Here is a 13,890-nt window from a genome sequence, read left to right as displayed (position 1 = left end):
GGTGTGTTACACCTTCGCCAGTTTGACGGCGCACTTCTTGAAATCCGTCTCTTTAGAGAGCGGGTCCGTCGCATCCAGCGTCAGGTTGTTCACCAGCTGTGCGGCGTCGAAGAACGGCATGTACACCAGTCCCTGCGGCGGACGGTTACGCCCGCGCGTTTCGACAACCGAAATCACTTCCCCACGGCGGGAGATGACTTTGACCTTATCGCCACGGCGCAGGTCGCGCGTTTTCGCGTCCAGCGGGTGAATAAAGAGCACCGCTTCCGGGAAGGCGCGATGCAGCTCAGGCACGCGGCGCGTCATGCTGCCGGTGTGCCAGTGCTCCAGTACGCGACCGGTAGAGAGCCACAGGTCATACTCTTTATCCGGCGCTTCCGCGGCGGGTTCAAACGGCAGGGCGAAAATCACCGCTTTGCCGTCCGGCTTACCGTAAAACTTGTAGCCTTCTCCCGCTTTGACATACGGGTCATGGCCTTCGCTGTAACGCCACTGGGTCTCTTTACCGTCAACCACCGGCCAGCGCAGACCGCGCGCTTTGTGATAATCATCGAACGGCGCGAGATCGTGGCCGTGTCCGCGACCAAACCAGGCGTACTCTTCAAACAGTCCTTTTTGCAGGTAGAAACCCAGCTCACGGGATTCATCGTTCAGCTGGTCTTCCGCCAGATCGGTCAGCGGGAATTTGCTGACCGCAGGCGTGGCAAACAGAACGTCGTAGAGGGTTTTGCCGCGCAGTTCTGGTTTTTGCGCCAGCAGATCTTCCGGCCAGACCTCTTCCGTTTTGAAACGACGAGCGAACTGCACCAGCTGCCACAGGTCTGATTTCGCTTCACCCGGCGCTTTAATTTGTTGACGCCAGAACTGGGTACGACGCTCAGCGTTACCGTAGGCCCCTTCTTTCTCCACCCACATCGCCGTTGGCAGAATCAGGTCAGCGGCCAGCGCGCTGACGGTCGGGTACGGATCGGAGACGATGACGAAGTTACGCGGATCGCGCCAGCCCGGCATACGCTCTTCATTGATGTTCGGCCCGGCCTGCATGTTGTTGTTGCACATCACCCAGTAGACGTTCAGCTTGCCGTCTTTCAGCGCACGATCCTGCGCTACGGCGTGCAGACCGATTTTCGCCGGGATGGTGCCCGTTGGGATCTGCCAGTGTTTTTCGCAGATATCACGGTGTTTTTCATTAGTGACCACCATGTCCGCAGGCAGACGGTGGGAGAATGTCCCAACTTCACGCGCCGTACCACAGGCGGAAGGCTGACCGGTCAGGGAGAACGGACCACAGCCTGGCTGGGAGATCTTGCCGGTCAACAGGTGCAGGTTATACACCAGGTTGTTGGCCCATACGCCACGCGTATGCTGGTTAAAGCCCATCGTCCAGTAGGAGATCACTTTTTTCTTCGGATCGGCATACAGCTGCGCCAGCTGCTCCAGCTGATCTTTCGGCACGCCGGTCATTTCTGCGGTTTTCTCCAGCGTGTACTCCGCGACAAACGCTTTGTACTCGTCGAAGCTCATCGGCTCAGAAGCGTCGGAGCCCGGATTCTTCGCCGCTTTTTCCAGCGGATGCGTTGGACGCAGGCCATAACCGATGTCGGTCGTCCCTTTACGCAGGTTGACATATTTGCTGAAGAAATCCTGATTTATCGCATTGTTTTGAATGATGTAATTGGCGATATAGTTGAGGATCACCAGATCGCTTTGCGGCGTAAAGACAATGCCGTTATCCGCCAGCTCAAAGCTACGATGCTGGAAGGTTGAGAGAACCGCGACATTAACGTTCGGATCGGACAGACGGCGGTTGGTGATGCGCGACCACAGGATCGGGTGCATCTCCGCCATGTTAGAGCCCCATAGCACAAAGGCGTCGGCTTGTTCGATATCGTCGTAACACCCCATCGGCTCATCCATACCGAAGGTACGCATGAAGCCCACCACCGCCGACGCCATGCAGTGGCGCGCGTTCGGGTCGATATTGTTGGAACGGAAACCGGCTTTGAACAGCTTCGCGGCGGCATAACCTTCCCAGACCGTCCACTGCCCGGAACCAAACATACCAATCGCTTCCGGCCCTTTTTCTTTCAGGGAGGCCTTAAATTTCTCTTCCATCACATCGAAGGCCTGATCCCAACTGATTGGGGTAAATTCGCCTTCTTTGTTGTACTGGCCGTCTTTCATGCGCAGCATCGGCTGCGTTAAGCGGTCTTTGCCATACATGATCTTGGGCAGGAAATAGCCCTTAATGCAGTTAAGGCCACGGTTGACCGGCGCATCAGGATCGCCCTGACAGGCCACAATACGGCCCTGCTGAGTACCGACCAGCACGCCGCAACCCGTTCCGCAAAAACGGCACGGGGCTTTGTCCCATTTGATGGCTTCCTGCTGACCAACCACTGCGCGGGCGACGCCCGGCACGCTTAGCCCGGCAGCCGCCGCAGCGGCCGCAACGGCGTTAGCTTTCATAAAGCTACGACGACTGAGTTTCATGGTGTTTCCTCACCTTGCTCATCCTGCTGGTGATAAACCAGCGACACCGCCAGCACGCCCGCAACGTTGCGTACCGACTCAATTGTTTGCATCAGCGTTCCGCTGTGTTCTGCTTCCACCACCACGATCAACTGACCGCTGTCGACATCGCTCAGCGCGACTTCACAGCCCGGAAACTGGTGCAATTGCGTGCTGATGTCGGTGATGTGCTGACTTTTGGCCTGGACGACCAGGCTACAGACCTGCCAGTTACTGTGCTGCATGGTTGTACTCCGCATTGATCGCTGATGTCGGGCAAATGGCGACACACGCCCCGCATCCGCTGCATGCCTGATTGTCGAGTTGCGGCTGATAAATGCCTGACAGCGTGGGGCGAAACGTTATCGCCAGTGGTTCGCAGCTATCCTGGCAGCGATGACACTCAACGGACTGATACGCCAGACAATTCTGCCCAATCGTAAAGTTCAGATCCCAGGCCCTGGTGTGGCGCGGAAGGAAGAGTGATTCAGGACAGGCTTGCGCGCAGGCATAACAAAAGCTGCATTCACCCTGCTTAAAATTAACGCCCGGATAGCCGCCCTGCCCCCGCTGTAAAATGTCGGTTTCACATGCCTGAATGCAGGCGTCGCAACGGATGCAGTGCGTCAGGAAGTGTGATTCGTCCCCAGACCAGGGCGGACGGAGCCCGCTGTTGGCTTTGCGCCAACTGCCTGTCAGTATTCCTCGACGGGATAGATCAACCATGACATCGCCCTTCCATCACGACGCTCACACCGGAAGGTGAACGACTAAATAAACCGCACTACCACTAAGTCATTATTATGATCGGTAAGATATTTCAGGATGTGTTAGAGGTGCATACCCCGATTGGGGTAAATGCTGTCGCCGGATCAAAAGAGTGTGGGGTTAGCGTATCTGAATGTGCTTTTGTTCACATTTCAAAGGGTTATATCAATAAGTATATAACGAAAGGCTTAATTGGAGAATAATCCTATTTAACGCGTAAGAAATGGAATATATCGCTATCAAACAAGTAAACATTCAATTAACCATCTTAAAATATAAGTAAATTTAGATTAATAGCCAATATGAATGTGTTAACCTGCCGGGAATCGTTCAGAAGACAGAAGAAAGGAAACGCGGTGAACTCGAAAATGAAGACAATTGTACCTGCTGTACTGTTAGCGGCTTTCGCCAGTACCTCCGCATGGGCGGCGACCAGCGATGCCAATACGCAACCTCTGGAAAAAATCGCGCCGTATCCGAAAGCGGAAAAAGGGATGAAGCGCCAGGTTATCCAGCTTACTCCCCAGGAAGATGAGTCTACCCTGAAAGTGGAACTGCTGATCGGCCAGACGCTGGAAGTGGATTGCAACCATCACCGTCTTGGCGGCGAACTGGCGAGCAAAACGCTGGAAGGCTGGGGTTACGACTACTACGTTTTTGATAAAGTAACCTCCCCGGTTTCTACCATGATGGCCTGCCCGGATGGCAAGAAAGAGCAGAAGTTTGTGACGGCCTATCTGGGCGATGCCGGAATGGTGCGTTATAACAGCAAGCTGCCGATCGTGGTGTACACCCCGGCTAACGTGGAGGTGAAATACCGTATCTGGAAAGCGGAAGATAAAGTACAGGACGCAGTGACGCGTTAAGGAACGTTTTGCCGGATGGCGGCGTACCGCCTATCTGGCCTACATATTGCTCGTTGTAGGCCGGATAAGTGCAGCGCCATCCGGCATGCCGCAATACGTTTTTACAGCGCGATATCCGCGACAGCTTTATGCGCTGGCTGCGCTTGAGCCTGCGGCTTAAGCTGCGGTTTTGGCGCTTCGTCCACCACCTGCGGCTTGTCATATTTCAGCCCCAGAACGTCGCTGGTGTATTGCAGCTCTTGTTCCGTGGCCTCAATATTGCCGTTCAGCTTAGTCCCGTAAGACGGAACAATCGTTTTCAGCTTCGCCTGCCATTCCGGGCTGGCCACTTTCTCTTTAAACACTTTTTCCATCAGATGCAGCATGATCGGCGCAGCAGTGGATGCCCCCGGAGACGCGCCCAGCAGCGCGGCAATCGTACCGTCTTTGTCGCTGACCACTTCAGTGCCCAGACGCAGTACGCCGCCCTTGTCTTCATCACGCTTGATGATCTGCACGCGCTGGCCCGCCTGCCACAAACGCCAGTCTTCTTTCTTCGCCTGCGGATAGTACTCTTTCAGCGCTTCAAAGCGTTCATCATCGCTCAGCATCACCTGGCTAATCAGGTATTTCACCAGATCGAAGTTATCCATCCCTACGTTGACCATCGGCATAAAGTTAGAGGTCGTGGTCGAACTCAGCAGATCCCACAGCGAACCGTTTTTCAGGAACTTCGTAGAGAACGTCGCGAACGGCCCAAACAGCACGACGCGTTTGCCATCCAGAATACGGGTATCGATGTGCGGTACGGACATCGGCGGCGCGCCGACCGACGCCTGGCCGTATACCTTCGCCAGGTGGTTGTTAACCACATCCGGGTTCTCTGAAACCAGGAACTGGCCGCCAACCGGGAATCCCGCGTAATCTTTCGCTTCAGGAATACCCGTCTCCTGCAACAGCTTCAGCGCCGCGCCGCCCGCGCCGATAAAGACAAATTTCGCCTTAATCGCATGTTCTGCTTCACCGTTTTTCAGATCGGCGACGGTCACGGTCCAGGAGTTATCCGCGTTACGTTTAAATCCACGGACTTCGGTATTCAGTTGCAGCGCAAAGTTCGGTTTTTTCTGCAACGATGCCACCAGCTGACGCGTGATTTCCCCGTAGTTCACGTCAGTACCAATTTCAGTGCGGGTCGCGGCAACCTTCTGTTTCGGATCGCGACCTTCCATGACCAGCGGCGCCCACTCTTTAATTTGCGCATGATCTTCGGAGTAACGCATACCGCGGAACAGCGTGCTCTGCTGCAACGCGGTATAGCGGGCGCGCAGGAAATTGACGTTATCATCGCCCCAGACAAAGCTCATGTGCGGAACGGTATTGATAAACGAGTGTGGTTCGTGCAGAACGCCGCTCTGTACCTGATGCGCCCAGAACTGGCGGGAAACCTGGAAGGCTTCGTTAATGTCGACTGCCTTTTCGATGCTGACGGAACCGTCGGCTTTTTTCGGCGTGTAGTTCAGTTCCATCAGCGCGGAGTGGCCTGTTCCGGCGTTGTTCCAGCCGTTAGAACTCTCCTGTGCAACCCCATCCAGTCGCTCAACCATGGTCATTGACCACTCCGGTTCCAGCTCCTGCAAATAGGTTCCCAACGTGGCGCTCATGATGCCGCCGCCAATCAACAGTACATCCGTTTCCTGCTCTTCGGTCGCTTTCGCTTTTGCCGCCATCGAGACAGCATTCAGCCCCACAGCCATGGTGAAGAGCATGGCAGTCACTTTTTTCATAATGTTAATGCCTTACTTTTAGTATCGTTTTTTTGCTTTTTGCAGGTGAAAATCGAGCGGCATCAACGTTAACACTTCAGGTAAAAGATTTAAATATTGTTTATAAATTATATTAAGATTTTAAAAACGTTAGTAATACGTTGAATATTTATAAGGTTATTGACAATTAACGAGACAACAGCATTCCCGCATCGCTAATCGCCATGCTTTTGCTGCTACGGATGATGAGACGTAATCAGGCGGTTAAAGCAGAAATACCGTCGCCAGCCCCAGAAAAATAAAGAAACCGCCGGTATCGGTAATGGCGGTAATCATCACGCTTGAGCCGACCGCCGGGTCGCGCCCGAGCTTTACCATCGTCATCGGGATGATCACGCCCATAAGCGCCGCCACCAGTAAATTCAGCACCATCGCCAGCGTCATAACGCCGCCAAGGGCGATATCGTCGTAGAGCCACCAGGTCACGCCGCCCATGATGCCGCCCCAGACAAGGCCGTTGACCAGCGCCACCCCCATTTCACGCAAAATGAGAAAGGTCAGGTTGCCGGGCTGAATATTTTGCAGCGCCAGCGCGCGAACAATCATGGTAATGGTTTGATTCCCGGTATTGCCGCCAATCCCGGCGACAATCGGCATGAGAGAAGCCAGCGCCACCAGTTGCGAGATCGTGTGTTCAAAGCCGTCGATCACCCGGGAAGCGATAAACGCCGTGCACAGGTTTATCGCCAGCCATGCCCAACGGGTTTTTACCGCTTTGGCGACGGGCGCAAAAACATCTTCTTCGGCGCTCAGCCCCCCCATGCGACGCAGATCGGTGTCAGTTTCTTCGTAGACCACATCAACGATCTCATCGATGGTCAGGCGCCCCATCAGTTTGCCGGAAGGATCGATCACGGCGGCGCTGACCAGGTTGTCACGTTCAAAGGTGCGCGCCGCATTCTCAGAGATATCTTCCGGGGCAAAGGTCAGCGGATCGTCATCCATCACGTCGCTGACTTTACGCTGCACGTCACTGAGCAGAATACGCGTCAGAGACAGCTCGCCGACCAGTATTTTATTCCGGTTCGTTACAAAGAGTTTGTCGGTGTTTTCCGGCATTTTTCCCAGACGGCGTAAATAGCGCTGCACCACCTCCAGCGTCACGTCCGGGCGCACGGTGATGACCTCGAACTCCATGATCGCCCCGACGCGATTCTTCTCGTAGTGCATAACCTGACGGACGCGGGCGCGCTCCTCCGGCGGCAGCGTCGCCAGCAGTCGCCCGGTGAGGTTACGCGGCAGGTGCTGAACGAGATAAATCTGTTCGTCAATGTCGAGGTATTGCAGCGCGTCCAACAGCGCGCGGTCGGTCATTTCATCAATCAGGTCATCCCAGACGTTTTCGGACGCTTCCAGCAGCACTTTGCCGCGTTTTTCATTCTCGACCAGCCGCCATAAGGCATGACGTTCTTCGGAAGGCAGCGCTTCAAGGGTATCCGCCAGGTCCGGCGGCGGCAGGTGAGCCACCAGCGCCCCTACCTCAGCAATATCGTCGGCCAGCGTACCGACATCATATTGCTCAGCCAGGGTGAGCTTGCCTGACAGGGCGGAAATAATCGCTTTATCGGTGGTGAGCAGCCAGATAAGACGCGCACGCTCTTCATCGCGCAGTCTGGCGCTGTTTTTGGTCATTGCGGACATTAATTATAAATCCATGAAATGAGATGCCATTAAGCATGGCGTGAGGTTATATAAATAACAATAAACGGCACCGCGAATGGACAAAAAATCAGCATCATGCAGGGAATGGCAGGCCCGATAAGCGTCGCGCCATCGGGCAACCAGGCCGGATGCGGCTACGCCTTATCCGGCCTACAGGATCAGGCGGTACGCGCAACCGCATCGCGGGAGGCGGCGTCGCGTTCATCACCGACCAGCTCACTCAACTGCCCGTTACGCATCTCCAGCAGGCGATCGGCGTGAATAAAGTAATGATCGTCATGACTGATCGCAAAGATGGTTTTGCCCATCTCCTGCATCAGCGGCAGCAGCACCTGATAAAATTCACGGCGGAAATGCGGGTCCTGATCGGCGGCCCATTCATCCAGCAGAATGATGTCACGCTCCTCCGCCAGCGCCAGCAGCAACGCCACGCGCTTTTTCTGCCCTTTCGACAGCTTCAGGTTCAGAATCCGGCCATCGCGTAGCTCCAGCTTGTGCGCCATTTTCAGTTGCTCAAGCCACTTTTCCACCAGTTCCGCTTTGGCCGGTTTGCCTTCCGGCCCCAGCAGTTGATCAAACAGCCAGACATCGGTAAACACAGCGGAAAAGAGTTTCCGGTAGTCCTCAGGACGCTCTGCGGAAAGCGTTTTGCCATCCAGTAAAATTTCGCCTGACTGAGGCTGGTACAGCCCCGTCAGCAGCATCGCCAGCGTCGATTTCCCGCTGCCATTGCCGCCAATCAGAAACAGCAGTTCCCCGCGCTGGATGGTCAGGTTGATCGGCCCTACTGAAAACGCATTATCCTGATAATGGAAAACGACATTGCGTAACTCCAGCGTTTTCCAGTCAGGAAAGGCGTCAGGACGAGGAAATTCCGCTTTAAACGGCGCCAGTGAAAATTTATTCAGCTTGTTGAAAGCCACCTGCGCGGTGAGCAGCGTCGGCAACGCGCCAACCGCAGAGAGCAGCGGCGTGCGCAGGAACAGCAGCGTCAGCGAATAGGTCGCCGCCACGTTGGTATCCGCCCAGCCCAGGCTGTTCGCCATCCAGAACACCAGACCAATCGCGCCCAGCATCATAATGTTTGACCAGTTAACGGCGCTCAGGTGGAACGTATCGGCGCGAATAATATGGTGGCGATACTCTTTCGCATCCGGGATATACGAATGGTTAAAGATATGTTCCGCGCGCTCACGGTTCAGGGTCAGCTCTTTGCGCCCTTCCAGCACCGTCTGAAAATCCTGATACAGCTTATCTTCCGTTTCGCGCAGCGTCGCCATGTGCCTATACACGCGCGCCACCAGCACAAACCCGCCCCAGATGGTGATTGCCATCCAGATTGCCGTCACCAGCAGCATTTTGGTGGATAACATCGCCAGATACGCAGCGGAACCCACCGTCAGGATGATCCCCTGTACCAGCTCCGGCAGGCGTACGAACGCGATCGTGATGTTGCGGATATCACTGGTTAACCCTGCCAGCAGCGAGGCGCTGCCCAGTTGTTCGATGCGCTCAACCTGCGTGTCCAGAATACGTTTGATAAATTCGCTGCGCAGGCGATAGACAAAATGGTGCCCTAACGCGGTTAAGGCCAGCTGGGAGCCCAGCGTCACCGCCATCAGTAAAAGCAGCAGCGCGAGAAATTCCGGCAGCACCATCAGCGTGGTATCCACCGTTTCGATGAGGCGCTGATTGATAAAGGCAATCAGACCAATCCCCAGCGCAGCGCTGGCGAGGCTGAGCGCCATCACGCTGATAAATGGCCAGCGATACTGCCGCCAGACAAGAAGAAGTAGTTCCATTCATACAACCCGGGCAAGGAATAACAGCCCGCAGTTTAAACATCTCAACGCCGACAGCAATAATAATTCTTATTTTTATTCTTTTTTACCCGCCTGGCGAAACGTCAGGTTGTAACGACAGTCCGCCGTCAGCGGATGAAAGCCCGCTTTAAGCGGTTGTATGCCGTGGTAAAACAGTCGCGATTCACCGCCCCAGACCACCACATCGCCGTGCTCCAGCAAAAGGCGTTTTAACGGATCGTTACGACGTAGGCCGCCAAACTGAAAAATGGCCGGAAGGCCCAAAGAAACCGACACAATCGGCGCGCGCAGATCCGGTTCGTCTTTATCCTGATGCAACGACAACTTTGAGCCGGGCGCATAGCGATTGATAAGACAGGCATCCGGCTGAAAATCAGCATAGCCCGACGCGATCGCCGCGCGATGGCACAGGCTGGTAAAGACCTCAGGCAGCAGCGGCCAACGCCGCCCGGTTAACGGATCGACGGGAGAATAGAGATATCCATGTTGATCCGTCGTCCAGCCGAGCTGACCGCAATTTGTCATCGCCACCGACATGGTATAGCCGCCGGGCGTTACCATCTGGCGAAATGGCGACTGCGCGGCGACCGCCGCGATGGCCTCAATCAGCGATGGCGCCTCGCGAAAGGCGAAACGGCGCAAGATAACCGCGCCGGACGCCAGCGGCTCTTGCCAGGGTTCAGCATCCGCAAATAAGTCCAGCATCATTTATCCTCATGTCGCGCCTCTCGTTGCAGAAGCTGCGCCTTGCGCGCCACGCCCCAACGATAACCCGATAGCGCGCCGTCGCCGCGCACCACCCGATGGCACGGGATCACAATCGCCAGTTTATTTGCCCCGCAGGCGCTGGCAACGGCACGAACCGCCTTCGGCTTGCCAATTGCGCTGGCGATCTGCTGATAGCTGACGGTTTCCCCACAGGGAATCGTGCGCAGCGCCTGCCAGACCTGCTGCTGGAACGCGGTGCCCTGAATATCTAACGGCAGTGACAGCGGCATATCGCGTGCATTAATACTGGCGATAACCTGGCGCACGCGCTGCTGGAAAGGGCGATCAGCGGGTTCATCCTGCGCGGCGGGAAACAGTTCATGCAGGCTGGCAATAAGCCCGGCATCATCATCGCCCAGCAAAATCGCGCAGATTCCCCGCTCGCTCTCCGCAACCAGGCAGCGTCCCAGCGCACAATCCGCGAGGGCATAGCGAACGGGGAGATTATCGCCGCCCTTACGAAACTGCTTCGCCGTCATGCCGAGCGTCTCATCCGCTTTGCGATAGTAACTGCCGCTGTCGGGAAAACCGGCGTTCAGGATCGCCTGCGTTACCGTCTCTCCTTTCGTCAGCGCATCGCGCAGACGGCGGGCGCGCCAGGATTGCTGCCAGGCCTTTGGCGTCATTCCCGTCGTGGCTTTGAACAACCGGTGCAGATGAAATGGGCTCATTGCCACCTGCTGCGCCAGGGCGTCCAGCGTGATGGGGGCATCCTGTTCCAGTAAACGGCAGGCGTGCGTGATTTTATCCAGCTGATGCTGTCGGGCGTTGTCTTTGTCTGGCTGGCAGCGTTTGCAGGGGCGGAATCCTGCGGCCAGCGCCTGCTCCGCACTGGCAAAGAAACGAACGTTTTGCCGCAACGCGTGTTTTGCCCGACAGGACGGTCGGCAAAAGATGCCGGTGGTCTGTACCGCAAAAACAAACTGACCATCGGCGTCAGGATCGCGATCCAGCACCGACTGCCAGCGTGCATCGTCGTTTATGCGTGAGAGATTTTTCATCATGGACTCCTTCATTAAGCATAGTGCTTAGTCTCAGTGTGTCCGTAAGTCAGCGCACGAAAACCCGAAATCTTGCTTTTTAATTTTTATCACTCACGAGGAAGCTTTTGAACTGCGGCGACATCCAGGTTTTAAACCCCTCGCCCTCTTTCATGATCATGTACACCGCCAGCCCTTCCCGGCGCACCACCTCTTTGGCCTTTTCCGTGCCGAGCACCATCAACCCGGTATCCCAGCCGTCCGCTTCCAGCGCCGTCGGGGCGATAACCGTCACGGAGACCAGATTGTGTTCTATGGGACGCCCGGTCTGCGGATCAATAACGTGAGACAGGCGCTTCCCGTCCAGTTCGTAATAGTTACGGTAGCTGCCGGAGGTACTGATGCCATGCCCGTTAATATCGACAATCGCCTGTACCGCGTTTTCTTGATCGGTCGGTTTTTGGATCGCCACACGCCAGGGCTGCCCCTGCGCATTCATGCCGCGACTGTTCAGGGCGCCGCCGACGGAGACCAGATAGCGGGCAATGCCTTCCTGTTCCATCAAGCGCGCCAGATGATCGGCCGCATACCCTTCCCCCACGGTTGAGAGATCGACGAACAGATCCGGCAGATCTTTTTGCAGATATTGCTGTCGCGCCTGATTGATGACCCGCAGATGTTGCAGCCCGGTCTTTGCTTTTGCGCTGTCAATCTGCGGCTGTGTGGGAACATGTAGCGGCTGTTGCTCCGGGCCGAACCCCCACAGATTCACCAGCGGCCCCACGGTGATATCCATCGCGCCGTCGGTTTTCGCGCCAATGCGCAGCGCCGAGGTAATGATATCGGCCATTGCTTCGCTAACCGGCCAGGGAGAAAGACTTTGCGAATGGTTGAAGCGCATCAGCGCCGAGTCATTTTTGTACGTGGACAACAGCTGATCGTCGGCATCAAGCTGCGTCTGAATTCTGTTACGTAATTCCTCAGCACGGCTGGCGTCCACATCCACCACGCTGACCCGCCAGAAGGTGCCCATCGTTTTCCCTTCCAGTACGGTTGCAGCAGGTGACGCTGTATCAGCCGGTTTTGGGGCATCATCGCACCCCACAAAAAAGATCGTCGTGGCCAGCAGCGCTGCCCGACAAAAGGTCATTTCCATACGTGATTATCCTCATGCGAACGCGCGCAAGAGTACACCAAAAATCGCTATTTGTACGCCGTAAAAAACGCATTAAAAAAGGGCCCGCAGGCCCTTTAGTTGACATTGTCCGCAATCAGAACTGGTAAACCAGGCCCAGAGCAACAATGTCGTCAGTGCTGATACCCGCGTTACGGGTAAAGGTGTTGTCATCCAGCAGGTTGATTTTGTAATCAACGTAGGTAGACATGTTTTTGTTGAAGTAGTAGGTCGCGCCAACATCAACGTATTTCAGGATATCCTGATCGCCGTAGTTGGTGGTGCCGTTGGAGATGTCCTTACCTTTAGATTGCAGGTAAGCCACGGACGGACGCAGACCGAAGTCGAATTGGTACTGTGCAACCACTTCGAAGTTTTGTGCTTTATCAGCGAAGCCATAAGAGTCGCTACGGCTGTTCTGGGAAGAACCAAAGCGGGTTGCGTTGTAAGTCTGAGAGTACTGCGCTGCCAGGTAAACGTTGTTAGCGTCGTATTTCAGACCACCGGTATAAACGGTCGCACGATCGCCGCTACCGTATACGCCAGCCGAATTCTGGTCAGCAGTACGTTTGGAAGAGGTGATTGCACCACCAACGCTGAAGCCTTCGCCGATATCATAGGTCAGAGATCCGCCGAAGCCGTCGCCGTTCTGTTTCAGCAGGCTACGACCATCCGCAACGTCGTTTTCACCGCTGGCGCTGCCGTTTTTACCCTGATACTGCAACGCAAAATTCAGACCTTCAACCAGACCGAAGAAGTCAGTATTACGGTAGGTTGCCAGGCCGTTAGCACGCTGCTGCATGAAGTTATCAGCACCGTAGGTGTCGCCGCCGAATTCCGGCAGAACGTCGGTCCAGGCCGTTACATCGTAGATTACGCCGTAGTTACGACCGTAGTCGAAGGAACCTGCATCGCCAAATTTCACACCAGCAAACGCCACACGGGTCCAGGAGTTGTTAGTGGTTTCAGCGTCGTTGCCCTGAATCTGATATTCCCACTGACCGTAGCCGGTGATCTGATCGTTAACCTGGGTTTCGCCTTTGAAGCCGAGACGCATATAGGTCTGATCGCCGTCGTTGCCATCGTCATCAGAGAAATAGTGCAGACCGTCGACTTTACCGAACAGGTCCAATTTGTTGCCGTCTTTGTTATAAACTTCAGCCGCATTTGCTGCGCCTGCTACCAGCAGAGCCGGTACCAGGAGGGACAGTACTTTAACTTTCATGTTATTAACCCTCTGTTATATGCCTTTATTTGCTTTTTTATTGCCACTGCATACTGATTAACCCTCTTAACCAGTCGGCAATTTCATTCTCCGCAAAAATGCAGAATAATCCAACACGGATATGATACTAAAATCTTTAAAATGTTTCATTTATCGCCATAGGTGTTTCAAATTATTAATGGCATGGAACTTTTTTAAAAGCAAAAAATGGGACAAATAAGCACGAATAATCAAAACATATTTATTTTTCATTATAATTCAATGCATTGCATTCATGAAAATCATAGCACTGAATGATAAAACAAAATCTT

The 13,890-nt window shown here is 54.8% G+C and carries 12 protein-coding genes; 2 read left to right on the top strand and 10 right to left on the bottom strand.

Annotated elements, in window-relative coordinates:
• Window positions 1–6: 6 nt before the first annotated feature.
• From napA to napF, 3 genes are read right to left on the bottom strand one after another with little or no spacing between them, the layout of a single operon-like run.
• A complete protein-coding gene (napA, locus tag OGW17_RS05000; protein WP_012131548.1) occupies window positions 7–2,493 on the bottom strand; it encodes a nitrate reductase catalytic subunit NapA in 2,487 nt (828 codons plus the stop codon).
• Window positions 2,490–2,756 carry a chaperone NapD gene (gene napD / locus OGW17_RS04995; RefSeq protein WP_012131547.1) on the bottom strand — a complete coding sequence of 89 codons (267 nt, stop codon included), beginning with the start codon at window positions 2,754–2,756 and terminating at the stop codon, window positions 2,490–2,492. Before napD ends, napA begins: the two co-directional genes overlap by 4 nt.
• Window positions 2,743–3,237: a ferredoxin-type protein NapF gene (gene napF / locus OGW17_RS04990; RefSeq protein WP_024130164.1), complete on the bottom strand. Its 495-nt coding sequence runs from the start codon at window positions 3,235–3,237 to the stop codon at window positions 2,743–2,745. The genes napD and napF overlap by 14 nt, the downstream gene beginning before the upstream one ends.
• Window positions 3,238–3,314: 77 nt before the next feature.
• Here napF and yojO point away from each other — a divergent pair, with 77 nt between their 5' ends.
• Together yojO and eco are read left to right on the top strand one after the other, a co-directional pair.
• A complete protein-coding gene (gene yojO, locus OGW17_RS21635; protein ID WP_487490358.1) occupies window positions 3,315–3,482 on the top strand; it encodes a protein YojO in 168 nt (55 codons plus the stop codon).
• A gap of 165 nt (window positions 3,483–3,647) precedes the next feature.
• Window positions 3,648–4,145: a serine protease inhibitor ecotin gene (gene eco / locus OGW17_RS04985; protein WP_024130163.1), complete on the top strand. Its 498-nt coding sequence runs from the start codon at window positions 3,648–3,650 to the stop codon at window positions 4,143–4,145.
• 101 nt (window positions 4,146–4,246) lie between these two features.
• Here the strand turns inward: eco and mqo are convergent, their stop codons facing one another.
• From mqo to OGW17_RS04950, 7 genes are all read right to left on the bottom strand, one after another.
• Window positions 4,247–5,908 (bottom strand): malate dehydrogenase (quinone), encoded by a 1,662-nt coding sequence (gene mqo / locus OGW17_RS04980; RefSeq protein WP_071260265.1) that lies wholly within the window; start codon window positions 5,906–5,908, stop codon window positions 4,247–4,249.
• 243 nt (window positions 5,909–6,151) lie between these two features.
• Complete coding sequence (mgtE, locus tag OGW17_RS04975; protein ID WP_047462415.1) at window positions 6,152–7,588, bottom strand: magnesium transporter; 1,437 nt, start codon at window positions 7,586–7,588, stop codon at window positions 6,152–6,154.
• 179 nt (window positions 7,589–7,767) lie between these two features.
• The gene (locus OGW17_RS04970; RefSeq protein WP_071260262.1) at window positions 7,768–9,411 is read right to left on the bottom strand and encodes a multidrug ABC transporter permease/ATP-binding protein; all 1,644 of its coding nucleotides are present in this window, start codon (window positions 9,409–9,411) and stop codon (window positions 7,768–7,770) included.
• Between the two features lie 75 nt (window positions 9,412–9,486).
• On the bottom strand, window positions 9,487–10,137 hold the full coding sequence (alkB, locus tag OGW17_RS04965; protein WP_071260259.1) for a DNA oxidative demethylase AlkB: 651 nt from the start codon (window positions 10,135–10,137) through the stop codon (window positions 9,487–9,489).
• Window positions 10,137–11,201, bottom strand: coding sequence for a bifunctional DNA-binding transcriptional regulator/O6-methylguanine-DNA methyltransferase Ada (gene ada, locus OGW17_RS04960; RefSeq protein ID WP_024130161.1), 1,065 nt, complete (start codon window positions 11,199–11,201; stop codon window positions 10,137–10,139). Before ada ends, alkB begins: the two co-directional genes overlap by 1 nt.
• Before the next feature lie 79 nt (window positions 11,202–11,280).
• Window positions 11,281–12,336, bottom strand: a complete 1,056-nt coding sequence (gene apbE / locus OGW17_RS04955) for an FAD:protein FMN transferase ApbE (RefSeq protein ID WP_071260256.1) — start codon at window positions 12,334–12,336, stop codon at window positions 11,281–11,283.
• A 115-nt stretch (window positions 12,337–12,451) separates the two neighbouring features.
• A complete protein-coding gene (locus tag OGW17_RS04950; protein WP_012131537.1) occupies window positions 12,452–13,579 on the bottom strand; it encodes a porin OmpC in 1,128 nt (375 codons plus the stop codon).
• Window positions 13,580–13,890: the final 311 nt, after the last annotated feature.

It is taken from the genome of Citrobacter sp. CK181 (genome assembly GCF_030333595.1).
GTDB lineage: Bacteria > Pseudomonadota > Gammaproteobacteria > Enterobacterales > Enterobacteriaceae > Citrobacter_B > Citrobacter_B koseri.
The sequence above is the reverse complement of the archived record's forward strand: the minus strand, read 5'-3'. Positions and strand labels throughout refer to the sequence as shown.